Below are 23,302 nucleotides of genomic sequence, written 5' to 3' on the forward strand. Positions count from 1 at the left end.
CCGATGGCGGGGCCAGGACAGGGAAGAGACCGGGTGCAGGGCGAGGCACGGGGGGAGGACCGGATCGAAGGGCGGAGTGGCGTCCGGGCGCCGGGCGGAGCGCCGCGCAGGGGCGTGGGCGACGCCGACGCGGCTCCTGCCGGCGAGCACGCGGATCCGCGGTGCCTGGGTCCGGGTGAGGGCGCCGAACTGCTCGCCGGCGCCGGCTGGCGGCGGGCGGTGGTGCTCGGCGACAGCACCACCGACTCGGCCGGGATGACCGTCGTACCGGGCTGGGCGCGCGCGCCGTGGACCGACCGCGTGACCGACGCGCTGCGCGACGCGCATCCGCGGTTCGCCTGTCTGCATCCACGGGGACGGCGGGAGCTTCCGCTCTCCCACGTACGGTCGACCCAGCTCGGGGACGCCCTCGACTTCAACGGTGATCTCGCGCTGCTCGCCTGCGGCGGACCGGAGTTGAGGGCGCGCTCCTTCGATCCGGACGCCATGGAGTTCGAGTTGAGCAGGATCCTGGCCGCGTTGCGCGGCGGGAACTGCCAAGTGGTGCTGGTGGTCAGCCCGTTCGACCTGACGAAGGCCGGCGAGGTGCCCGCCGCCGAGCACGCCGGCCTCCGGGCCCGGCAGCGCCTGCTCGTCGAACGCATCGAAGCGGTGGTGCTGCGCCACGGATGTGTGCACGTCGACCTCGCCGCGCACGAGGGCACATCCTTGGCCGATCTGTGGGGCGCGCGTCCGGGGCGGCTGAGCAGCCGGGGGCACGCGGTGGCGGCGTCCGCCGTGGTGCGGACGCTGGGACGTCTGCTCGCGCCATGAGGAAGGGGCGCCGCGGTTCCCGCCGGAGGTGACCGGCGGGGAACCGCGGCGCCCCTTCCCCTTCGCTCCCTGCTCCCCTACTGCTCCAGCGCGGCCTTCAGCCGCCCCAGGGTCGCCCGCATCCCCGCGGTGTTTGCCCGGTGCCGTACCGCGGGCTTGGTGCCCGTGAAGAATCCGAGCAGTTCGGCCGGCCGGCCCCTGCGCCCCGTGCGCAGGTCCTCCCAGTACTCGGTGACCCGGGTGCCGTCCTCCTCGGGCGTGAACCGGTAGCCCCAGAGCGCGATCGGCAGGCCGAAACTGGTGACGCGGAAGGCGAAGTCACGGCCCTCCTCGGCCCGCACGACACGGCAGTCGGTGAACCAGAGCCAGAGGCCCTTGCGGTTGAAGCCGGTGAACCTGGTGCCCGCGACGACCGGGCCACGGCCGCGCACCCGGACCCCGACACACTCGGGGGAGAACGTGGCCATCCTCCGTACGTCGCTGATCGCGCGGTAGGCCCGCTCCGGGGTGGCGTGCACCAGCACGCTCTCCTCGACCTGCCATCTGCGTTCCTCGGACACGTCCCACGGCTCCCGTTCGCTGTCAGGCCCTGCTGAACACGAGTACGGCGTTCTGGCCGCCGAACCCGAAGGAGTTGCTCACCGCGACCTCGACCGGCAGCTCGCGGCCCGCCTTGGCCACCACGTCCAGGTCGACCTCCGGATCGAGGCTCTCCAGGTTCGCGGTGGGCGGGACGAAGCCGTTCTCGATCGTGAGCACCGTGGCCACGGCCTCGATCGCCCCCGCGGCGCCGAGCGCGTGACCCACCACCCCCTTGATGGAGGTTACCGCCGGGTGCTGTCCGACGACCCGGCGGATCATGCGTGCCTCGGAAACGTCGTTGAGCGGCGTGGAGGTGCCGTGCGCGTTGACGTGCGTGACGTCCGAGCCGTCGACTCCCGCGTCCGACAGGGCGCTGCGGACGGCGAGTTCGGCACCGGCGCCCCGCGGGTCGGGGGCCGTGGCGTGGTGGGCGTCGGCCGAGGCTCCGTAGCCGCTGACCATGGCCCGTATCCGGGCGCCGCGGGCCCGCGCGTGCTCGGCGCGTTCGAGTACGAGGACGGCGGCGCCCTCGGCCGGAACGAAGCCGTCACGATCGGCGTCGAAGGGCCGGGAGGCGGTCGACCGGTCGTCGCGGCGTTTGGACAGGGCGCCCATCTGGCTGAATCCGGAGACGATCGACGGTACGAGGGGAGCCTCGGTGCCGCCGGTCACGACGATGTCGCACAGGCCGCTGCGGAGCAGTTCGCGTGCCATGCCGATGGCGGTGGTCCCGGAGGCGCAGGCGGTGGCGGTCACGAAGTTGGGGCCGCGCGCCCCGCATTCCATCGCCACGTAACCGGCGGACATGTTGATGGACAGCATCGGGATGAGCAGGGGCGAGACCTTGAGGGGGCCCTCGTCGCGCAGGACGTTGTGCTGCTTCTCCCAGGCGGCGGCGCCACCGATGCCGTTCCCGAGGACGACGCCGACCCGGGTGCCGTCCCAGGTGGACGGGTCGAGGCCGGCGTCCGCGATGGCCTCGGCGGCCGCGGCGATCGCGAACTGGTTGCAGCGGTCCAGGCGCCAGGCCTTGCGCCTGCCGACGGCCTTGGCCGGGTCGAAGTCGGGCACGGCGCAGCCGAAGTCGGCGGGTGTTCCCTCGAGTGCGGGGACCGGGCCGGCGGCCGTGCCCTCGCCCTCGCGGATGCGCTTCCAGGACGCCGGGACCCCGATCCCCGCGCAGCTCACCATCCCGACCCCGGTGACGGCGGCGTCGAAGCGGGAGGTGCCCGCCATCAGACGGCCACGCCCTTCGCCTCTATGACCTCCGCGGCGCGGGAGATGGTGTCCCGCGAGCTGATGTCCTCGTCGTTCACCGGGACCCCGAACTCCTCCTGGGCGGCCAGCGACAGTTCCACCATGGCCAGCGAGTCGAGTTCCAGGTCGTTGAAGGTCTGTTCGGGGCTGATCTCATCGGCTTCCAGACCGAAGCCGGCCTGCAGCAGCTTGACCATACGGTTGTAGACGTCGCTCATGACTGCATCTCCTGTTGGTCGTGATGGGTGTGCGGTAGGTGTGCGACTGATCGCCGGTGGTCGGTCACGGCGGGTCAGGCCGGCCGGATGTCCGGCCAGGTCAACGTGCAGGCGCCCCAGGTCAGGCCGCCGCCGAAGGCGGTCAGCAGGACGCGTCGGCCCGCGCTCAGGGCCCCGGAGCGGTCCGCGTCGCCGAGGGCGAGCGGGATGGACGCGGCGGCGGTGTTGCCGACACGGTCGATGTTGACGAAGCAGTCCGCGCGGTCGACGCCGATCCGGTCGGCGACGGCGTACAGGATCCGCAGGTTGGCCTGATGCGCCACCACGAGATCCGGCAGCCCTCCGGTCCAGCCCGTACGGTCCAGCACGCGGCGCGAGGACTCGGTCATCCGCTCGACGGCGTTGCGGAAGACCGCCTTGCCGTTCATCCGGAAGTACGGGTCCGCCGCGTCCCCTGCCGTCGGGTACGGGTCACGCGATCCGCCGGTCCGTACGGTGATCAGGTCGCTGCCGCTTCCGTCGCTCCCCAGGTCGAAGGGGCCGAGCGCGCCCGGCTCGTCCGGCTCCCCGGCGCGCAGGACCACCGCTCCGGCACCGTCGCCGAAGATGGCGCGGCTGGAGCGGTCCTCGGGGTCGAGGATGCGCGAGAAGGTCTCGGCGCCGATCACGAGGACGCGTTCGGCGGTGCCGGCGGCGATCAGCCCCGCCCCGGCGGCAAGTCCGTAGAGGAAGCCGGTGCACACCGCCGCCAGGTCGAACGCCGGCACGGTGCCGAGCCCCAGTCGCGTGGCCACCAGAGGGGCGGTCGCGGGGCAGGGGTGGTCCGGGGTGGTCGTCGCGACGATGACCGCGTCGACCGCTGAACTCCCGGTCGCGGAAGCCGACTTCAGGGCCCGGCCGCCCGCCTCGACCGCGAGGTCGCTCGTCGCGGTCGAGGCGTCGGCGATGTGTCGCTGGCCGATGCCGGTGCGGCTGCGGATCCACGCGTCGGAGGTGTCGACGAGCTTCGACAGTTCCTCGTTGGTCAGCGCGTACGGAGGGACACAGGTGCCGAGTCCGCACACGACCGCCGCGCGGCCGGCGCCCGTGGCGTTCATGAGACCCCGCTCTCCAGCCGCGCCACCTCGTCGCTGACCTCGTCGAGATAGTCGGCCACCTCGGCGTAGGACTCGAGGATCGACACCTCCACGTACGGCAGCCCGCTGCGCAGGCAGAACTCCTTGACGATGGGCTGTGCCTTGCGCAGGTTGGTGCGGGGCATCGACGGGAACAGGTGGTGTTCGATCTGGTAGTTGAGGCCGCCGTAGAAGAAGTCGCTGAACCGGCTGGGCTTGAGGTTGCGGGAGGTGACCACCTGCCGGGTGAGCCAGTCCAGGTCCTCCTTCTCCCCGTCGCGGACCGGCATGCCCTTGTGGTTCGGCGCGAACATCAGGCCCATGTAGAAGCCGAACACGGCCTGGTGGAGCGCGAGGAACGCGATCGCCTTGCCGGGCGGCAGAACGTAGAACAGCGCGGCGACGTAGAGCACCAGGTGCAGCGTGATGACCGTGAGTTCGGACTTCTTGTACTTGGTGAGGGCACCCCTGCTCGCGGCCACATAGCCCGACATGTGCAGGCGCAGGCCTTCCAGCGTGATCAGGACGAAGAACATCCAGGACTGATGGCGGACCACGAAGCGCTGGAGCGGTGTGGTGCGCTTGACCCGGTCCCCGGCCTCGAAGATGACCTGCCGGCGCAGGATGTCGGGGTCCATCGAGAGGTGGTTGGGAAAGTTGTGGTGGGCCGTGTGGTGCTTGACCCACCAGCCGAAGCTGACGCCGGTGAACAGGTTGCCGTGCACATAGCCGATGATGTTGCTGGCCTTGCGGGTCCGGACGATCTGCCGGTGGCCCGCGTCATGGCCGACCAGGTCGGTCTGGCCGAACATCAGGCCGAGGAACACGGCCACGGCCAGCTGCCACCAGGTGTCGCCGAGCAGCGCGAAGGCCGTCCAGCCGGCCGCCAGGAGAAGGAAGTTGAACGCGATCTTGTAGACGTACCAGCTGGGGCGGGTGTCCATCAGTCCGGCGTCCTTGACGAGCCGGGTGATCTCCTCCAGGGTGCCGGAGCCCTCGGCGTCCCGTACTCCCCTTTCGTTGACGGTGGTCATATCGCCTCCTCCAGGCCCATGTAGACGAGCCGCTTCCGCTGCATCGACTCGGACCACTCGTGGGCCGTCCCCACGCGTTCCTCGACGGTGGTGTCGACGAGGCGGCGACCCGGCCAGATCTCGTAGTCCCCCGCGAGGTCGCGGTGCGCGTCAAGGCCCTTCTGGAAGAGCGTCTCGCGGCGCAGGGTCATCTCCGCGGCGGGCAGGTTCTCCCACAACTTGCGGCCACGGGTGATGAGTTCGAGGATGCGTTCCTTGTCCTCGGGGTGCGCGAGCAGGTGCTCACGGGCGACCGAGCTGCCCACCGTGAGGTGGCGGATCTCGTCGATGCCCGCGCCGCGCTCGACATCGGCGGCGGCCGGGTCGAAGACGCGCCACTTGAGCTCGGAGAGCTGCGCGGCCGGCGCGAGGACGCCCTCGACGAGGATCGTCAGGACGACCACTCCGCCGATGAAGTCCTCCTGATCGCGCAGGACTTCGAGGCCGAGGTTCTCCAGCGGCACGAGCACGGCGTCGCGGTCGGCGGCGGCGAGCCTGTCGATGGTGGCGAAGAGATCGTGCTCGGCGACACCGAGGCTCAGCAGATGGCTGCGGAACACCATCGAGTGCCGGGCCTCGTCCATCAGCTGGGTCGTGTAGAACTCCATCGTCGCCGTGTCGGGCGCGAGGGCCACCATGTAGCCGAGCGCGCGCGTCGCCTTGTCCTCGGCGATGGAACGGAACGCGAGCTCCTGGGTGAGCGCCTCGTTCAGCGGCCCGGGACGCCGGGTCACCTCGTGCGGCCGTACGTTCTCGTCGTGGCCGAGGACCTTGCCGCGCAGGGTGCCCTGGGGCACCGCACGCAGCCAGTACCGCAGGTCGCACTCGGCGGCGGTCAGTTCGAGGGAGTTGGCGCCGTCGACCAGCGACGGCGCGTGGTCCCAGTCGGCTTCCGACGGAATGGCGGGATCGGGGGCCGTCCCCGTGGTGGTGTCGGTCATGGTCAGCTCCGGGTCGTGTCGTCGGGCGGGGCGGCGGCCGGTACGGAAGGGGCGAGGGCTCCGGAAGCCGGGGCGGAGGGGGCCGGAAGGCGGTGCAGGGCTCCGGCGAAGTTGAGCAGCGGGACCTCCGCGGTGCCGAGCCGGGCGTCGGTCACCAGACCGAGGACCAGCTCGTGGTCGCCGGCCGGCACGGTGCGTGTCACCCGGCACTGCAGCCAGCCGACGGCCCCGCCGATCAGCGGTACCCCGTCCGCGGTGTGCCCCGCCCAGACGCCACGGCCGGGCCGTGTGAGCCCCTCGCCCCGGTCGGAGCGGGCGAAGTGCCGTGCCAGTGGGTCCTGTTGACTGCCCAGGACGTTGACGGCGAACGTGCCGGCCGCCAGCAGGGCGGCGAGTCCCTGGCTGTCCCGGCGCAGCGCGACCGAGACCATCGGCGGCTTCATCGAGGCGAGCGTCAGGGTGCTGACGGTGACCCCGTGGGTGCCCTCGTCGCGACTGCACGTCAGGACGGTCACGCCGGTGGCGAACTTCCGGGTGGTGGCGCGGACGGAGGCGGTGCGACTCCCGGCCGGCCAGCGGGCGGCACCGGTGTGCGTACTCGGAGAAGCCGCGCTCGCCGATGTCGTGCTCGGGGAGGTCATGGCGTCGGCCTCGCGTCGAGCTGTTCGATCAGGCGGGTGCCGTCCGCTTCGGAGGCCGCGAACTCGGACCGGAAGCGCTGGAACGCCGGGTTGGCCACGGGTTCGAAGTCCAGGCCGAAGGGCTTGAGGAAGTTGCCGAACAGGGCCCGGTCGCCGAAGAGATGGATGGGCAGCACGAGCAACGCCCACTCCGGGCCGGCGAGCCAGATCCAGGCGAGCGCGACGATGGTCTGCGTGGCCAGGCTGTGCATCGTGTTGTAGAGGACGTAGTAGGCCTTGGAGATCGCCTTGTCCTCGCTGCGGTGGTAGGCGATCGCGCCCGGGATGTAGCCGATGAGGTCGATGTAGAGGAAGAGGGCCACGGCCGGCAGCCACCGCACCTCGGTGAGGTGCGCGAGGAAGAAGCCGGCCGCGACGGCGAGACCCACCGCGTACTCGACGCGGATCAGCCGGTAGGTGACGGGGGTGTCGAAGGTGTTCTTGGCATCCATCAGACGGCCCCCGCTGTGACCGCGGTGGGGGCGTCGTCCCCGGTGCGGAGTTCCGCGGCGCGCTCGCGGGCCAGTTCGACGGCCCGCACGAGTGCCTCGTCGCCCACGACCTCGGCCTTGGCGAACAGGCTGGTGACGACCAGACCGATCGTCTCGCGGAACACCCGTTCCGCGACCGGGTCGAGGATGCCCGCGAGACTCGGGATCCCGAAGTCGAACTCGGTGAAGAAGTCGATCAGGCTGTCCTCGCCGTCGGCGCGGACCCGCCAGGTGCCGGTGAACTCGGCGAAGTCCCCGTCGGTCTGGGTGAAGGCGATGGTCAGGCCGGCGCGGTCGATGGTGTCGGTCTCGCTCCAGCGCAGGATGCCGTTGCGGAAGTACACCTCCCAGTCGCTGTGTTCCTCGCCGGCCCCGCCCGACGGCCCGGGGGTCGCCCGGGTCACCGTCACGGACCGTACGACGGGGGAGAGTTCGGGATAGCTCGCGAAGTCCTTCACGCGGTCGAACGCATCGCCGGGCGCGACGGCGACCGCGCGGATCGTGACCTGTGCGCTGCGCATGGTCAGACACCTCCTGAGGTCGGTGTGTAGCGGGCGGCCTGGGTCCGGCAGGCGCGGTCCATCGCCTCGTAGAGGAACTCCAGGTCCGTGCTGTCGAGCACGGCGGGCGGTGTGAGGCGCAGGACCAGATGGGAGTTGAGCGAGTGGTTGGTGATGACGCCGTGCTGGATCAGCTCGATGAGCAGGTCACCGGCCGGGCCCGGCCCGGCGAACTCGATGCCGAGCATCAGTCCGCGTCCGCGCACCTCGCGGACCGCCTCGCCGAAGTGGCCGGTGACGATCGAGCGCACGCGGCTGAGGATCTGCTCGCCGAGCGTCCTGGAGCGGGTGACGAGGTCGTTGTCCTTGATCGCCTCGATGGCGCCGCGCGCGGCGGCCATGGCGAGCGGCGCCCCGGAGAAGGTGGAGGTGTGCAGGTACGGGTCCTGGTCGAAGGCCTTGAACACCGCCGGCGTCGCCACGACCGCCGATACGGGCACGACGCCGCCGCTGAGCCCCTTGCCGACGAGCAGGATGTCCGGCACGACGCCTTCGGCGTCCGCGCCCCACCAGGTGCCGAGGCGCCCGAGGCCCGTCTGGATCTCGTCCAGCACGAGGAGAGCGTCGAACTCCCGGCACAGCGCCGCGACCTGGGTCAGATAGCCGGCAGGCGGGATGACCACTCCGGCCTCGCCCTGTACCGGTTCCACGAAGACGCAGCCCTCGCCCGGGATGCGTGCGAGCACGTCGCGCAGCGCCTCGGCGTCCCCGTAGGGCACGTGTGTCGTGCCGGGCAGCAGGGGTCGGAACGGGTCCTGGAAGAGGCTCTTCCCGGTGAGCGTCAGGGCGCCCATGGTCTTGCCGTGGTATCCGCCGTGGGTGGCGACGAGCCGCGTCCGGCCGCGGGTGCGGGCCAGTTTGATCGCCGTCTCGACCGCCTCGGCGCCGGAGCCCGCGAAGTGGACGCGGCTCAGGCCCTCCGGTACGACGGACACCAGGGCGTCGGCGGCGAGCGCGGCCTGCGGCTCCAGGAAGATGCGGGTGGCGACGGGGTGGGTGTGCAGCTGCTCGGCGACCCGGCGGATCACGGCGGGATGCCGGGCTCCGGTCAGAAAGACGCCGTAGCCACCGCAGTTGAGAAACCTGCGGCCGTCGCTGGTGGTGACCCAGGCGCCCTCGGAGGCGACCTCGACATGGCCGCCGAACATCTCGCCGAGGGTGGCGCGGCCCTTGCTGAGCCGGCTGCGGTAGAGCCGGCCGAGTTCATGGCGGTCCGGCAGAGCGTCCGGTGCGAGCGGGGTGATCGTCACGGTGCCTCCTCAGGCCAGCCGCAGCGGCTTGCCCGCCACGTGTTCGAGGAACGGGCCCTGGAAGCTCGTGCGGGACGGCGGGTGGAAGGTGAGCCCGTGCGAGACGGCCGCGAGATAGGCCACGTCGGAGGAGGTGATGAAGGCCATGCCGCCCAGCAGCTCGACGGCCCGGTTCACCGCCTCGCCGAGCGCGTCCTGTACCGCGTAGCGCGCCACCAGGGTCTTCGCGAGCGCCTCGTTGCCCCGCTCGCCGTCCATCACCATCCGGGCGACGCCTTCGAGCAGCAGGTTCGCCGTCTCCAGCTTCGCGATCAGGTTCGACCGGTCCGACTCGCCGCCGCGGCCCGACCGGTACAGGCGCTCCACCAGCGCGGAGACCATCCCCACGTACGCGGCGGAGATGAGCAGTTCGAACCAGATGAACCCGACCGTCTGCAGTTCGTCGAGCTCGCCGGCCTCCCCGAGTTCGGTCCGCATGATCAGCTGTTCGTCGACGAACACGTCCGTCAGCCGCACCTCGTTGCTCTCCGCGCCCGCCAGCGCCCAGCTCTGCCAGAACGGGTGGCTGGTGATGCCGTCGGTCTGGCGCGGTACGAGCAGTACCGCCATCTCGGAACCTCCGTCGGGCGTGGGCAGCGCCACGCTCGCCGTCAGGAGGTCCATCGACTGCGAGAGGCTGCACGGCTTCTTCGAGCCGTTGATGACGAACCCGCCCTCCGCCGACCTGGCCCGCATGGTCGGCGTGAGGATGCCCTGCGATGGCTTGCCCTCGGCGAATCCGGAGGCGACCAGGAGGTTCTGCTCGGCGATGCCTTCGAGCAGCGCCCACTCCATGCCGCTGCTCTTGATGGAGTCGGCCAGCGTGAAGAGGGTGGCCACGGAGAAGTGGTGCATCGTCGTGGCGACGGCCAGCGAGGGCGAGACGGCGCCGATGGCCCGGACGACGGCTAGCGCCTGCAGCGGGTCGGCGCCGGCGCCCTGGTACTCCTTCGGAATCACCAGCCCGGGGCCCTTGGCGGTACGGAAGTGGGTGAGGCCGGGGCTCTCCGGCTTCTCCAGATCGGCGAGCGGAATGTCATCGAGGTTCTTGAGCAGGCCGGGCAGATAGCTCTCGCAGATCTCCCGAGCCGCGTCCAGGGAACGCATGGCTTCCTCAGGGTCGGTGGATTTTCGGAACGCGGGGGATGCAGGGACACGGGGGGCACGCGGGGGGCACGGGGGCAGAGACACGGAGGAGGCACGGACACGGGTGCAGGGACGCGGGGAATCCCGCCGCGGCCCGTGCTACCGGGACCGGCCGCCGCCGAACACGGCCTCGCGGGGGCGCAGGCCCTGCACACTGACGCTGACTCCCTGTACGTGGGAGGTGCGCAGGATCGGGTAGTTGGCCTCGCCGAACACGCCTCCGGTCAGGCCCGTGCCGCCGTGGGTGGGCAGGTAGGGCAGGAAGCCGATGTGCGAGTCGTTCACCTTCAGCAGCCCACCCTTGGTGACCCGTGAGGTGAACCGGTCGATCACCGAACGGTCGTCGGCCCACAGGGAGTTGCGCAGTCCGTACTCGTTGCTGTTGACCCAGTCGATGAACTTCTCCAGCAGTTCCTCGTCGTCGCCGTCGGCGCGTGCCGCGACGACCACGGGGAGCAGCGGGAAGAAGGTCTCGTGCGCCACCGCCCGTACGTCGCGCGCCCCTTCGAGACCGCGCACCAGGACGACGGTGGGTTCGAGGAAGATGCCGGAGGAGTCACGGGCGCCGTCGAGCTGCATGGCGTGGCCGCCGCAGACCAGTTCGGCGCCCGAGTCGATGGCGTCCTGGAGGCAGGAGAAGAACTTCTCGTTGCGCAGCACTGGAGTGAGCAGTACGTCCTCGTCACCGGCGTGTCCCGGCTTCACCAGGGCGCTCTGGCGGGCGAGTTCGGCGGTCAGCGAGTCGGCGATGTCGGGGTGGGCGAGCACCTGGTTGGGGATCATGCACAGTTGTCCGGAGCCGTAGAAGCTCTCGGTGAGCGCCTCGGCGGCCAGCCCGACGTCGGCGTCCTTCCAGACCACCACCACGTCGTTGCCGGCGAGTTCGAGGATCGGCTTCTTGCCCGCGGCGACACAGCGCTCCTGGAACCGGATGCCGTTCTCGCTGCTGCCGAAGTACATGATGTCGTCGACGTGCGGGCTCTGCAGCCAGGCGTTCAGCATCGGCGCCGGGTCGCCGCACACCACGCCGAGGGTGCCGGGCGGGGCCCCGACCTCCTCCAGCGCGGGCACCACCACCTCGTGCAGGACGTACATCACTCCGAGCGGCGCGCTGCGCGGGGCCCGTACGACCAGGGCGTTGCCGGCGAAGAGCGAGGTCACGCCGAGGAGCGCGCTCGAAAGCGGCGCGTTCTGCGGCGGGTTGAGGCAGACGACACCGTCGGGCTGCCTGCGTACGGAGATCTCGCGGGCCCCGTGCCGGAACTCCTGGAGCATCTGTGTGCGGTAGAAGCCGAGCGACTCGGGCCCGAAGCACTCCAGCATCCCGGAGACCTGCCAGCGGGCGAGCGCCAGTGGATGGCCCTCCTTGACCAGGATGTCGATGATCTCCTCGGCCCGGTCGGCCAGCCGGTCGTGGAGCAGCGTGCCGAGCTGTTCCAGGCGGACGTCCAGGGGGACCGCGGACCATTCCCGGCCGGCCCGGGCGGCGGCCTGGAGGGCGTGTTCGACCGTGTCGCGGTCCGCCTTCGCGACCCGGCCGACGATCGTGGGCGGCAGCTCGCCTCCCGCCGGGCCGCCGTGCCACTGACCGCGCTCCAGCTTCCGCTTCAGCGTCAGATTCGTGAAGGCGTCGTCGAGCAGTGCCGCCGCGTCCAGGACGTAGACCCATTCCGTACTGGGAATGTTCTTTCCGTCGACATAAGAGAGATACGTCGAGGCCCCAGGGGCGAGGACGACATCCTCCTGGGTGAGCGGCGCATCCCCCGCCATGTGCGTGCCGTTCACGCGGTCCCCGCTTTCTTCATACGCTTCGAACAGTCGGATCATTCCTCTTCCGGCTGCGCTCAGTAATCTTCCAGCGAGGGCTGAGAAGGCTCTGAGACGGACCTGAGACGAGCGTTTCAGGGGCATCGAAGACCGCGGTCCGAGTATCTGCGGGCAAGGGATGTGAAGGTGAGTCGGCTACGGCCGGGCGACAGGGGAACGAAATGTCAACGACTGAGGAATCGGTAGCCTTCGACTCCGTTGTGCAACCGCTGCGGAAGTATGCCGAGAACCCGAGCGCTTTCCTGGCGCTGAACAGCGGTACCGAGTATTTTCTCGCCCCGGGCACGGAGGGCTTCATCGCCTACCGCTCGGCGGGCGGCTATCTGGTGCAGTTCGGCGGGGCGTTCGGTCCCGAAGGCGAACAGGAGAAGCTCCTGAACGCCTTCCTGGAATTTGCGCGTGCCAAGCGCCGCAAAGTTTGCGCAATCCAGCTCCAGCGCTCGGACGCCGACCTCTACGCCCGCTGCGGATTCACCGTGAACCAAGTGGGGTCCTCGTTCTCTTTGCACCTGCCCGCGTTCACGCTCAAGGGCTCCAAGTTCATGAAGTTGCGCAACAAGATCTCCCGCGCGAAACGCAGCGGCCTGCAGATCGACGAGGTCGCGTACGACGAGGTGGCCGGCGAGATCGACGCCCTGGACCAGCGCTGGCTGCGCAGCAAGGGCAAACACGTCAAGGAGATCGAGTTCCTCGTCGGCCAGTGCGGCGGGCCCGCGCAGAGCGAGCGCCGTCTGTTCGTCGGCCGAGTCGAGGGCTCCGTGGTCGCGTACATCTCCTACTCCCCCGCGTACGGCTCCCGGGCCGGCTGGCTGCACGACCTCAGCCGCCGTGACAACGACGTCTCCCCGGGTGTGATGGAGGCGGTCAACGCCCACGCCATCGACACCTTCCGCACCGAGGGTGCCGAGTGGCTGCACTTCGGCTTCACCCCGTTCACCCGCCTCGACCCCGGTGTCGAGGTGTCCGCGGCCAGCCCCGTGACGGGGAAGTTCATGCGGTTCCTCGCCGACCACGGAGAGAAGGTCTACCCCTCGGCCAGCCAGCTCGCGTACAAGGAGAAGTGGGCTCCGCAGCTGGTGCTTCCCGAGTACCTGGCCTTCCACGGGCGGGCCCGGTTCGGGGCGATCTGGCAGATCCTGCGCGTGACCAAGTCGATCTGAGGCGGGCCGGGACCCGGACCCCCCGAAGACCGGGGCCCACGGCCCGATGCCGGGCCATGGGCACGTCTCCGCAGTCGCACGCGGCGACCGCTGCGCCGCCGGGGCTACCGGGTCCGCAGGGGCTCCTGACGGAGGATCTCCTGGAACCTGGCGCGAAGAGCGTGCCCCGGTTCCAGGCCGAGCCCCTGGGAGAGCCGCTGCCTGGTCCGGTGGTAGGCGTCGAGCGCCTCGGCCTGCCGGCCGGTGCTGTACAGCGCGGTGATCAGCTGCTCGCAGAAGCGTTCACGCAACGGGTACTGGGCGTGCAGTTGCTCCAGTTCGGTGACCACGTCGCGGTGCATGCCCAGCAGGAACTGGGCCTCGAAGAGCTGCTCGTAGGCCGTCAGCCGGGTCTCGGTGAAGCGGGTGGAGGCCATCCGGCACAGCATGCCGTGGCCCGCGTCGAGGAGTGCGGGTCCGCGCCACAGCGCGAGTCCCTCGGTGAGCAGTCGGACCGCGCCGCCGGGGTCGGAGTCCTGGAGGGCCGCCGCCCTGCGGACCAGGTCGCAGAAATGCAGGGCGTCGATCCGGTGGTCCGGTATCGAGAGGACGTAGCCGAAGTTCGAGGTTCCGATCAGATCCCGCTGACTTCCCATTCCGGTGCGTGCCGCGATAATGCGACGTAATCGCGCCATGTGGCCGTGAAGTGAATTGTCGGCGTCACGCGGCGGGTTCTCTCCCCACAGTTCGTCGATGAGATCGTTGCGTGAGACGGGACGGTTCGGCGTCAGGGCGAGAGTCGCGACAATGGCGCGCAGCTTCTCCCCCGGAATTTTGACCGATATATGCTCGTCGGCCATCTCCAACGAGCCCAGCAGATGGATCTCCATTTTCGCTCCCACATCTGATCACTCAGGGCAGACACACCACGGTGACGGGACAGCGCTGTCCCGTCACATCAAGGAATGCAGGGGAAAATCGGCGCCGCACCGGCGGCATCGAGGTATCGACCGAACCACCGCACCGGCCCCGGGATCTTCAGTCGGAGATCATGTGCCGAGGATTCGGTGCGAAGAAGGAAATGGAACGGCGTCCGTCACCTCGGACAGCCTCGATGGGCATCCGGATCAATGACTCTCGCCTTGCCCCGTGAGGCACTTTCGACAACACCGTGAGTGGTAGCGACTTCCCCCGTGGCAACCATGGCCTGAACAGTAATTCTCGCGCCCACGGAGGGTCAACACGTTCGGCTCGCACCGGCGAGTCGCCCAAACCGCCGAGTCCACGGATTACCCGATTCCACAACAGGTCAAAGAGCGGCAAAGACCGCTGGCGGGCATCGATACAACTCATTCGAACGGTATGTCGAGAGTCGCTCACCTGCCGCGGCGCGCGTGACGCGCGTCACGCGGGGTGGCGGGGAAGCCGCGGGCAGGGCGCGGCTCCGCCGGAGTGAGCGCCGCCCTCGTGTGCGGAGCGTGGCGAAGCGACCTGCGGACGTCGCGTCGGCCCCGCGCCCCTGTCCGCCGCCGCACCGGTCCCCGAAACCTCCGTCACCCGTTCGAGCTGCAGGTTTCCATGCTGCTGGAAAGGATTGTCCTGGTCCGGGCCGGCGATCCACGATGAGGTCCGACGGGCCGTCGGGCACCCGCAGTGACGGGGTGGCGGGCGGACTCGTCGGTTTCGCTTCGCTCCTTCTTTCGGAAGAGGACAGCCAGCATGCAGACGAACAGGCGAATTGCCGGGGCCGTGTCCGCGGTGGCCCTGATGTCGGGGCTCTTCACCGCCGCCGGTGTCACGACCGCCGGCGCCGCGGACGGATGCGGCAACAACAACGGGATCACGCAGTACACGGCGTTCGGCACACAGGGCCAGGGCTTCGAGCTGCGCCGCAACGGGTCCGGCAACAACACCTGCGTGTGGGGCCGGATCGTGGGCGGCAGCCCCGGCATGCACATCTGGGTGGACCGCAGCAACGACGGCGGCCGGACCTGGCAGGGCCATCTCGGCGAGGCCACCATCACGAGCGGTGGCAGTGTGTGGACGGAGGCCTTCGCCGACCGCAACGGCCAGGTGGCCCGCGCCTGCGGCGACTCGGGCTTCAACACGCCCATCCGCTGCACCGGTTGGTACTAGACGGAGCAGCCGGCCGCTTTCGGCGCGGCGTGAGGGCGGTGGTGGCGGCGGGCGCCCGGCGTTCCGGCTCCGGCGCAACCACCGCTGTCCGTAGGGCTCTTCGTACGGCTCCTCCGGGCAGGGTCACCCTCCGTACGGCGGGTGACCCTGCCCGGTCGTGGGGCGGGAACGGAACGGGAACGGGGTTCGGGACAGTCCGGGTGACTCGGATGTCCGCGCCCGGCGCGCTCCTTCCCTCCGTCCCCAGCGACCGTTCAGGAGAGACCCCTCATGCACCCACTGCTGCGCATCAGTGAGGAAGTTGGTGACGCACTGGCCGAGAACCGGCCCGTCGTCGCCCTGGAATCAACGGTGATCGCGCACGGTCTGCCCTATCCGGGCAACGTGGAGACCGCGCTCGCCATCGAGAAGGCGGTCCGGGAGTCGGGTGCCGTACCGGCGACCGTCGGACTGGACGCGGGCCGGTTCACGGTCGGTATGTCCCCCGACGACATGGAGCGTTTCGCCGTCGGCACCGGGGTGCCCAAGGTGTCCAGCAGGGACGTCGGCGTCGTCCTGGCCGGCGGCGGCATGGGAGCCACCACGGTGGCGTCCTCGCTCGTGGCCGCCGACCTCGCCGGTGTCCCGTTCTTCTCCACCGCCGGCATCGGCGGCGTCCACCGGGGTGCGAGCGAGAGCTTCGACATCTCCGCCGACCTCGTCCAGTTCACCCGCAGCAGGGTGGCCGTCGTCTGCGCCGGCGCCAAGAGCATCCTCGACCTGGGGCTGACCCTGGAGTACCTGGAGACCCTCGGCGTGCCGGTGATCGGCTACCGCTTCGACCACTTCCCCGCCTTCTACTGCCGCTCCAGCGGCCTGCGTGTCCCGCAGCGGATCGACGACCCGGACGACGTCGCGCGCGCGGTGCGGATGCACTGGGCGGCCGGACTGCCGGGCGGCCCCCTCATCACGGCGCCCATCGACGAGGAACACGCCCTGGACAGCGACGTCATGGAGGGGGTGATCCAGGAGGCGCTGCGTTCCGCCGAGGAGGACGGGGTCAGCGGTCCCGCCGCCACCCCGTATCTGATGAAGGCCGTCTCGCGGGCCACCGAGGGCCGTTCCGCCGCCGCCAACCGCGAGGTGCTCATCAGCACCGCCCGGCTCGCCGGCCACCTCGCCGTCGCCTACGCCGCCACCGCCGAACCGGACGGGGAGGCCGCGGCATGACCTCCGCGATCGTCTTCGACATCGACGGCACTCTCGCCGACACCCCCTCCGCGATAGCCGAGTTGATCGGCGACGTGGTGCGCGGCCTCGGCGCCTCCCCCAGCCGCGCGGAGGTGCTGGCCACCGTCGGAAAGCCTCTGGAGGCCTCCCTCGCCGGGCTGTTGGGCGTGTCCGTCGACGACGACGCGACGGCCGAGGCCGCCGCCCGCTACCGCGCCCGCTTCGCCGCGGACGTCCTGAGCCGGGGCCCGGCACTCCTGCTGCCGGGCGTGCCCGAGGGCCTGGACCGGCTGCGGGCGGCGGGGCACCTCCTCGGGGTCGCCACCTCCAAGATCTCCACCAGCGCGCTCGCGCTGCTGGAGGCGACCGGCATCCTCGACCGCTTCGACACGGTCGTCTGCCACGACATGGTCGAACGCGGCAAACCCCACCCCGACATGGCCCTGCGCGCCCTCGCCGACCTCGGCGCACCGGCGGCACGGTCCTGGTACGTCGGCGACACCGTCACCGACATGACGATGGCCCGGGCCGCCGCCCTGCGCACCGTGGGCGTCTCGTACGGGGTCGACTCCGCCGAGGCCCTCACCGCCGCCGGCGCCGACCACGTCGTCGCCGACTTCCCCTCGGTGATCCGCGTGCTTGCGCACGGGACCGCCGTCACCCCCCACGACCTCGCCGGGACCAGCCCGGAACCGACCGGAGCCCTGACATGACCGTCCAGACCTCCCCCGCCTCCGCCTCCCGCACCTCCGCCCCCGAAGTCACCGGATTCAGCGGGCGCATGAAGGCGGCGCTGCTCGCCCTGTCCATCGCCCAGTTCCTGGTGGCGCTCGACTACTCGATCATCTACGTGGCCCTGCCCAGCATCGGCTCGGGACTCGGTCTGCCGCCCGAGCGGCTCCAATGGGTGGTGTCCGCCTACGCCGTCTTCTTCGCCAGCTTCCTCGTCGTCGGCGGCCGCGCCGCGGACCTGACCGGCCCGCGCCGGCTCTTCCTCGGCGCGCTCGGTCTGTTCGGCGCCGGCTCGCTGGCGGCCGGACTGGCCGGCGACCAGTGGCTGCTGGTCGTCTCCCGCGGTGTCCAGGGCATCGGCGCCGCCGCCCTGACCCCGGCCATGCTGGCCCTCATCGGGGCCGCGTTCCCGGCCGGTCCCGTCCGTTCCCGGGCGCTCGCGATCTGGGGCGCGATCGGCGCGGTGGGTCTCGCGGCCGGTGTGCTGATCGGCGGTGTCCTGACCGCCGCGCTCTCCTGGCGGTGGGTGTTCTTCGTGAACGTGCCGCTCATCCTGGTCACCGTCGCCCTCGCCCTGCGGGTGCTCCCCGCCGGTGAGCGCACGCACGCCTCGGTACGGCGTCTGAACATCCCCGGCGCCGCGCTGTTCACCGGCGCCGTCCTCTTCCTGGTGGCGGCGCTCACCCAGGCCGCCGTCGACGGCTGGGCCTCCGCCTCCTGCCTCGGCTGCCTCGCCGCCGCCGTCGCGCTGGGCACGGCCTGGTCGGCGTACGACCGGCGCCCGGCCGCCACCCCGCTCATCCCCCCGGCGCTGCTGCGGGTCCGCTCGCTCGCGGGTGCGAGCACGATGTCGGCGCTCTACATGGCGAGCGTCGGCGCGGAGTTCTTCCTGATCACGCTGTTCCTCCAGAACGTGTGGGGCTACGGCCCGCTCGGCGCCGGCATCGCCTTCCTGCCGCTGGCGCTCAGCGTGGTGGCGGGCAACCTCGTCACCGGCCGGCTCGCCGGGTCCTGGGGGATCCGTCCCACGCTCGCCACCGGATTCGCGGTCGGCGCGGCGGGGTTGGCCCTGCTCGCCCTCGGCACGAGCGGCTCGGACTACTGGACCGCCGTGCTGCCGGGTCTGCTGGTCAGCGGACTCGGTCAGGGCATGGCCTTCGCGGGCATGTACATCGCGGGCACGAAGGACGTGCCGGACAGCGACCAGGGGACCGCGTCGGCCGTCCTGACGACGACGCAGTACACGGGCGGCGCCATGGGGCTGGCCGTGCTGGTCCTCGTGCTCGGCGACGCACCCGGGGGCGGGGCGTTCGGCCGGGCCTACGCGCTGACCGCCGTACTCGCCCTGGTCGCCGCGGCGGTGGCCCTGCGGACGCTCACGCCCCGTGCCGCGTCCGCCGGGGCGGATGCCGGAGCCGGACGGTGACGCTGCCCCGCGTGATCGATCCCGGCACGGGCCCCACCACGGTCGTCGGCGGCACCCCGGTCTCCTTCCTCGTCACCGGGGACGACACGGCCGGCCGGTTCGGCCTCACCGAGCACCGCCTTCCGCCCCGCGCCCCGGGGGCACCGCTCCACTTCCACAACGAGCTGACGGAGATGTTCTACGTGGCGGGCGGCGAGGTGCTGCTCACGCTGGGCCGGGAGCGGCGCGTGGCGGGTCCGGGCACGTTCATGATGGTGCCGCCCGGGACCACCCACGCGTTCGGCAACCCCGGCGCCGACCCCGCGACGCTGCTGGTGATGTTCACCCCGGACGGCGGCCGGGAGAAGTACTTCCGCGAACTGGGCGAGCTGTTGACCTCCTCGCCCGAACCGACCCCCGAGATGATGGAGGAACTGGCGCGCAGATTCGACCAGTTCCCCGCGACCGAGGGCCTCGTCGGCCCCGAGAAGTGAGGAGAGAACCGTGCCTGTGGTGACCGTGGACTGGTGGAAGGGCAACGACCGACAGAAACGAGCCGATCTCGTGGACGAACTGACCACGACGCTGGCCCGGATCGCGGGATGCCCGAGAGAGGCCGTGACCGTGCTCGTGCGGGACGTCGAGCAGGATCACTGGGGCCGGGGAGGTGTCCTCGCCGACGCGCCCGCCGAGGAACCGGCGGACGGCTCGTCGGCACCGCGGGTCGCCGAACCCGTTCCGGCGAGGGGCCGTTGACGGGTTCGGGCGGACACGGTGGGTGGCCGGCAGCGTCCCGCTGCCGGCCGTCCGCCGTACGCGAGGCGGGTCCGCGCGGGCGTCGCGCGGACCCGCCCCGTGTTCACAACCTGGTCCGCCGTCCCGCCCGCGAGCCCGATCGGTGACGCGCCGCACGAGGGCGCCGGGCCCCGCGGCACGGCGGGCGCCCCGCGCTGGCCGCACGCCCGCAAAGCCGCCCGCCGGTCTCATGATCTGTGCGACCAGGGCGACTTGGCGGCCCCGCGCGGTCTCCGACCGGGCACGAAACGTGCACCTTCCTGCCACGAACGGACACGGGGACACCGGCCGCTCCGGCTGTTGACGAGGCGCACCGGCAACAAGCGGGCGACTACGTGCGGTGACAACGCCTGTACGGAGGCGTCCCCTGCTCCCCCTTCGCCTGCCGCCCGCGCACCGGCTCGCCCGGCGTCGGCGGCCCCGGCCCCGGCACACGCCTCCACGGGACGGCTGTGGTGAGGGGGCCTCCCGCGCGCCCGTGGTCCGGGCCCGGTCCGGACCCTTGCGAAAACTTGTCCGATACGCGCCAGCGCGCCCCCCGCCGCAGATGTACGAGCCATGAAGCCGCGACCGTCGGTACACATCGTGGGTCAGAATGTGAACGTCGACGACGGCCGCCCTGTGCCGTTCCCTGCAGAACGTGAAGGAACGGGACGCCGTCTCCGGTCCTGCCACGCGGCCCTCTCTGCGGACGAACGGTGACGCGGCGGCCGCACCCGGACCGAGGAGAGGACCCGCGCCATGCGCCAGCCAGCGCCGATTCGCTTTCGCATCCTCGGATCCCTGGAATGTTGGGACGGGGACGAACGCGTCCACGTCGGAGGCCCCGTCAGCGAACGGGTCCTGGTGACGCTGCTCCTCGAACCGCAGCGCGTGCTGCCGGTGCACCGGCTCGTCGAGGCCGTGTGGGACGAGGACGCACCCGCCACCGCCGCGCACCAGGTCCGCAAGGCCGTCGCCGAGCTGCGGCAGCGCATCCCGGACGGGCGGACCCTCATCGCCACCGACGGCCCCGGATACCGCGCCGCCGTGACACCCGACCAGCTCGACCTGCTCCAGTTCTCCGACGCCCTGCGCCGGGCCCGCGACCACGCGGCCGCGGGCCTTCCCGCGGAGGCGACGGCACTGCTGCGCGAGGCCGTCGCCCTGTGGCGCGGCCCCGTGCTGTCCGGCAGCGGCGGCGCGGTCGTCGACGCGGCCTCCGCGTCGCTGGAGGAACGGCGCATGACCGCGGTGGAGCAGCTCTTCGACCTCAGACTCGACGCCGGAGAGAGTTCCGAACTGATCGCCGAGATCCGCGACGCCATCGGCGGGAACCCCCTGCGCGAGACGCTGCGCGGCCAGTTGATGCTCGCCCTGTACCGCTCCGGCCGGCAGGCCGAGGCACTGGAGGAGTACGGCACGATCCGCGCCGTGCTCGACGACGAGCTCGGCATCCAGCCCGGCGACGCCCTGCGCGAACTGCACCAGGCCATCCTGCGCAACGACCCCGCACTGACCGCGCCGCCCACCGCCGCCACGGCGGCTCCGACGGTGACCGGCAGCCGCTCCACCCTCCCCTACGACCTGCGGGACTTCACCGGCCGCGAGGAGGAACTGCACAAGCTCCTCGGGTTCGTCGAAGACGCCACCGGCTCCGGACCGCTCATCGTCGCCATCGACGGCATGGGCGGCAGCGGCAAGACCTCCCTGGCCGTCCGCGCGGCCCACCGTCTCGCCGAGCGCTACCCCGACGCCCAGCTCCACCTGGACCTGCGCGGCTACACCCCCGGCGAGGAACCGCTCGCGCCGGCCGCCGCGGCCGAGGCGCTGCTGCGCATGCTCGGCGTTCCGGGCGAGCGCATCCCGGACGACCCGCAGGGCCGCATCGCCCTGTGGCGGTCCACGATGACCAGGCACCGGATGATCCTGCTGCTCGACAACGTCGTCGACGAGGCCCAGGTGAAACCCCTGCTGGCCTCCCCCACCGGCACCGTCGTCCTCGTCACCAGCCGCGCCCTGCTCGTGGACCTCGACGCGGCCCACTCCGTCTCCCTCGGCACCATGGCACCACCGGACAGCGTCGCCCTGATCGTCGGCATCATCGGGGAGCGGCGGGCGCACGCCGAGGCCGAGGCCGTCGCCGAACTCGCCGACCTCAGCGGGCACTTGCCCCTCGCCCTTCGCATCGCGGCGGCCCGGCTGCGCAAACGGCCCCGCTGGACCGTGCGGTATCTCGTGGACCGGCTCCGGGACGACACCCACCGCCTCGCGGAACTCAGCGCCGGCGAGCGCAGCGTGGAGGTCACCCTGCGTCTGTCGTACGAGGGCCTGGACGCCGACTACCGCAAGTCCTTCCGGCTGCTGGGCCAGCACCCGGGTGCCGACCTCGACGTCTACACGGCGGCGGCGCTGCTCGACCTCGGCGTGCGGGACGCGGAGGACATCCTCGAATACCTCCTCGACATGCACCTCGTGCAGCAGCACGAACCGGGCCGCTACGCGTTCCACGACCTCGTGCGCAGCTTCGCCCACATGCTGTCCCGGGCCCGGAGTTCGGGCGGCACCGGCGAGTTCAGCGAGGAGGCGGCGGGTGCGGTCCGCCGGCTGCTGGAGTTCTCGATCACCGCCTCGGACGCCGCCTGCGACCTGCTCTTCCCCGGCAGGGTGCGGATGGCCCGGCCGACGCCCTCGTTCCGTCCCGAACTGGCGCCGCTCGGCACGCCGGAGGCCGCGCGCGACTGGTTCGAGCGCGAGCAGGACAGTCTCCTCGCGGCGATCGCCCTGGCCTTCCGGCGGGGTCTCGACCGCGAGGTCGCCCTGCTCGCGGCGAACGTCGTCTTCCACCTCGATCTGCGGGGCAGGCTCGACGACTTCCTCGCGCTGTGCCACACCGCGCTCGCCGCCGCCCGCCGTCTGGGCGAAGCCGATCTGCTGCGGCTGAGCCTGTCCAATCTGGCGGTCGCCTGCTGGAAGCGCGGCAGGTTCGAGGACGGCATAGCGGCGGCGGTGGAGGCCCATCGGCTCGCGGTCGATCTCGGTGACCGCCGCGGACAGGCCAAGGACACCGGGGTGCTGGGCCTGTTGCTGGCCACCACCGGCCGCTTCGAGGAAGCGCTGCCCCGGCTGGAGCAGTCGATCGCCCTCAAGCGCGAACTGGGCGCCGAACGCGCGGAGGCGGAGTCCCTGTCGAACGTCAGCGGCGTCTACATGGAACGCGGTCACTTCGCGCAGGCGGTGCAGGCGGCGACCCGGTCGATCGAACTCGCCCGCAAGATCGGCGCGTTGGAGAAGGAACTCGTGGGGCTGAACGACCTCGCGCAGATCCAGCTCGCGATGGGTGACGTCGAGACGGCGGCCCGGACCCTCGCGGCGGCCCGTGAGCGCGCGCCCGGTGTACTGGCCCCGGCCGAAAGGGCGTTGCAGCTCGTCCTCTCCGCGGAGGCCGAGGGCCGGCTCGGGCGCCGGCAGCAGGTGCTGCACTGGGCCGAGGAGGCCCTCGCCACCAAGGGCCTCGAGGACGCGCCCGTACGGGAGGCCACCGTGTGGAACACCGCCGGGCGGTTCTTCCAGCGCGGCGGCGATCACCGGCGGGCACTGGAACTGCACCGACAGGCCCACACGTCCGCCGCACGGCTGGGCCACCGGGTGGAGGAGGCCTACGCGCTGGACGGCGTCTCCCGGGCGCTCGCGGCGCAGGGGGACGCGGCGGGGGCCGCCCGACAGGGGACAGCCGCCGAGGAGGCGTTCCAGGCCATGGCCATCCCCGGACGGGTCCGCCGAGGGGACTGACGTTCCCGGCGGGGCCGCCGAGCGGTCCCGCCGGGTCACCGGCGCACGTGTTCCGTGCGGGCGCCGGCCCGCGCACCCCATGCCCGCCGCGCGCCCCGCGGGGTGGGGGGGGGCCGCCCGGGC

General features: G+C 71.4%; 22 protein-coding genes. 9 read left to right on the forward strand and 13 right to left on the reverse strand.

The annotated features are described in order from the left end of the window. Nucleotides 1-114: 114 nt before the first annotated feature. Nucleotides 115-813, forward strand: a complete 699-nt coding sequence (locus ABZT74_RS31850; RefSeq protein WP_356440640.1) for a GDSL-type esterase/lipase family protein — start codon at nucleotides 115-117, stop codon at nucleotides 811-813. 77 nt (nucleotides 814-890) lie between these two features. Here the strand turns inward: ABZT74_RS31850 and ABZT74_RS31855 are convergent, their stop codons facing one another. The 12 genes from ABZT74_RS31855 to ABZT74_RS31910 form a co-directional block, all read right to left on the reverse strand. After that, nucleotides 891-1,373 (reverse strand): SRPBCC family protein, encoded by a 483-nt coding sequence (locus ABZT74_RS31855; protein WP_356164433.1) that lies wholly within the window; start codon nucleotides 1,371-1,373, stop codon nucleotides 891-893. 22 nt (nucleotides 1,374-1,395) lie between these two features. After that, on the reverse strand, nucleotides 1,396-2,631 hold the full coding sequence (locus ABZT74_RS31860; RefSeq protein ID WP_356440643.1) for a beta-ketoacyl-[acyl-carrier-protein] synthase family protein: 1,236 nt from the start codon (nucleotides 2,629-2,631) through the stop codon (nucleotides 1,396-1,398). Beyond that, a complete protein-coding gene (locus ABZT74_RS31865) occupies nucleotides 2,631-2,870 on the reverse strand; it encodes a phosphopantetheine-binding protein (protein WP_081220508.1) in 240 nt (79 codons plus the stop codon). Before ABZT74_RS31865 ends, ABZT74_RS31860 begins: the two co-directional genes overlap by 1 nt. A 74-nt stretch (nucleotides 2,871-2,944) precedes the next feature. Then, complete coding sequence (locus ABZT74_RS31870) at nucleotides 2,945-3,967, reverse strand: beta-ketoacyl-ACP synthase III (protein WP_356440646.1); 1,023 nt, start codon at nucleotides 3,965-3,967, stop codon at nucleotides 2,945-2,947. Beyond that, nucleotides 3,964-5,019, reverse strand: a complete 1,056-nt coding sequence (locus tag ABZT74_RS31875) for an acyl-CoA desaturase (RefSeq protein ID WP_356440648.1) — start codon at nucleotides 5,017-5,019, stop codon at nucleotides 3,964-3,966. The genes ABZT74_RS31870 and ABZT74_RS31875 overlap by 4 nt, the downstream gene beginning before the upstream one ends. Further along, nucleotides 5,016-5,999, reverse strand: coding sequence for a VlmB-like protein (locus ABZT74_RS31880; RefSeq protein WP_356440650.1), 984 nt, complete (start codon nucleotides 5,997-5,999; stop codon nucleotides 5,016-5,018). The genes ABZT74_RS31875 and ABZT74_RS31880 overlap by 4 nt, the downstream gene beginning before the upstream one ends. 2 nt (nucleotides 6,000-6,001) lie before the next feature. Then, a complete protein-coding gene (locus ABZT74_RS31885; RefSeq protein ID WP_356164442.1) occupies nucleotides 6,002-6,640 on the reverse strand; it encodes a flavin reductase family protein in 639 nt (212 codons plus the stop codon). Then, on the reverse strand, nucleotides 6,637-7,131 hold the full coding sequence (locus ABZT74_RS31890) for a hypothetical protein (protein ID WP_355871126.1): 495 nt from the start codon (nucleotides 7,129-7,131) through the stop codon (nucleotides 6,637-6,639). The genes ABZT74_RS31885 and ABZT74_RS31890 overlap by 4 nt, the downstream gene beginning before the upstream one ends. Further along, entirely contained in the window at nucleotides 7,131-7,691 is a 561-nt protein-coding gene (locus ABZT74_RS31895) for an SRPBCC family protein (RefSeq protein ID WP_356164444.1), read from the reverse strand. The genes ABZT74_RS31890 and ABZT74_RS31895 overlap by 1 nt, the downstream gene beginning before the upstream one ends. Nucleotides 7,692-7,693: 2 nt before the next feature. Further along, nucleotides 7,694-8,980 carry an aminotransferase class III-fold pyridoxal phosphate-dependent enzyme gene (locus tag ABZT74_RS31900; RefSeq protein ID WP_356440654.1) on the reverse strand — a complete coding sequence of 429 codons (1,287 nt, stop codon included), beginning with the start codon at nucleotides 8,978-8,980 and terminating at the stop codon, nucleotides 7,694-7,696. Between the two features lie 9 nt (nucleotides 8,981-8,989). Continuing rightward, nucleotides 8,990-10,126: an acyl-CoA dehydrogenase family protein gene (locus tag ABZT74_RS31905; protein ID WP_356440656.1), complete on the reverse strand. Its 1,137-nt coding sequence runs from the start codon at nucleotides 10,124-10,126 to the stop codon at nucleotides 8,990-8,992. A 138-nt stretch (nucleotides 10,127-10,264) separates the two neighbouring features. Further along, nucleotides 10,265-11,935: an aldehyde dehydrogenase family protein gene (locus ABZT74_RS31910; protein WP_356440678.1), complete on the reverse strand. Its 1,671-nt coding sequence runs from the start codon at nucleotides 11,933-11,935 to the stop codon at nucleotides 10,265-10,267. 218 nt (nucleotides 11,936-12,153) lie between these two features. Here ABZT74_RS31910 and ABZT74_RS31915 point away from each other — a divergent pair, with 218 nt between their 5' ends. Continuing rightward, nucleotides 12,154-13,152, forward strand: a complete 999-nt coding sequence (locus ABZT74_RS31915; protein ID WP_355871115.1) for a DUF2156 domain-containing protein — start codon at nucleotides 12,154-12,156, stop codon at nucleotides 13,150-13,152. A 104-nt stretch (nucleotides 13,153-13,256) separates the two neighbouring features. On the opposite strand, the gene ABZT74_RS31920 is transcribed toward ABZT74_RS31915, so the two are convergent. Beyond that, nucleotides 13,257-14,021 (reverse strand): AfsR/SARP family transcriptional regulator, encoded by a 765-nt coding sequence (locus tag ABZT74_RS31920; RefSeq protein WP_355871112.1) that lies wholly within the window; start codon nucleotides 14,019-14,021, stop codon nucleotides 13,257-13,259. Between the two features lie 829 nt (nucleotides 14,022-14,850). Between ABZT74_RS31920 and ABZT74_RS31925 the strand changes: the two genes are divergently transcribed. The 7 genes from ABZT74_RS31925 (at nucleotide 14,851) to ABZT74_RS31955 (ending at nucleotide 23,179) form a co-directional block, all read left to right on the forward strand. Continuing rightward, nucleotides 14,851-15,267: a glycosyl hydrolase gene (locus ABZT74_RS31925; RefSeq protein WP_355871109.1), complete on the forward strand. Its 417-nt coding sequence runs from the start codon at nucleotides 14,851-14,853 to the stop codon at nucleotides 15,265-15,267. 270 nt (nucleotides 15,268-15,537) lie between these two features. Then, on the forward strand, nucleotides 15,538-16,476 hold the full coding sequence (locus ABZT74_RS31930) for a pseudouridine-5'-phosphate glycosidase (RefSeq protein ID WP_356440659.1): 939 nt from the start codon (nucleotides 15,538-15,540) through the stop codon (nucleotides 16,474-16,476). Beyond that, nucleotides 16,473-17,189 carry an HAD family hydrolase gene (locus tag ABZT74_RS31935; protein WP_356440662.1) on the forward strand — a complete coding sequence of 239 codons (717 nt, stop codon included), beginning with the start codon at nucleotides 16,473-16,475 and terminating at the stop codon, nucleotides 17,187-17,189. The genes ABZT74_RS31930 and ABZT74_RS31935 overlap by 4 nt, the downstream gene beginning before the upstream one ends. After that, nucleotides 17,186-18,634 carry an MFS transporter gene (locus ABZT74_RS31940; RefSeq protein ID WP_356164454.1) on the forward strand — a complete coding sequence of 483 codons (1,449 nt, stop codon included), beginning with the start codon at nucleotides 17,186-17,188 and terminating at the stop codon, nucleotides 18,632-18,634. Before ABZT74_RS31935 ends, ABZT74_RS31940 begins: the two co-directional genes overlap by 4 nt. An 11-nt stretch (nucleotides 18,635-18,645) precedes the next feature. Then, a complete protein-coding gene (locus ABZT74_RS31945) occupies nucleotides 18,646-19,107 on the forward strand; it encodes a cupin domain-containing protein (protein WP_356440665.1) in 462 nt (153 codons plus the stop codon). Between the two features lie 10 nt (nucleotides 19,108-19,117). Further along, a complete protein-coding gene (locus tag ABZT74_RS31950) occupies nucleotides 19,118-19,369 on the forward strand; it encodes a 4-oxalocrotonate tautomerase family protein (protein ID WP_356164457.1) in 252 nt (83 codons plus the stop codon). Between the two features lie 780 nt (nucleotides 19,370-20,149). Beyond that, nucleotides 20,150-23,179, forward strand: coding sequence for a BTAD domain-containing putative transcriptional regulator (locus ABZT74_RS31955; protein WP_356440668.1), 3,030 nt, complete (start codon nucleotides 20,150-20,152; stop codon nucleotides 23,177-23,179). The last annotated feature ends 123 nt before the right edge of the window (nucleotides 23,180-23,302 follow it).

The organism is Streptomyces sp. NPDC005302 (genome assembly GCF_040607345.1).
Classification (GTDB): Bacteria; Actinomycetota; Actinomycetes; order Streptomycetales; family Streptomycetaceae; genus Streptomyces.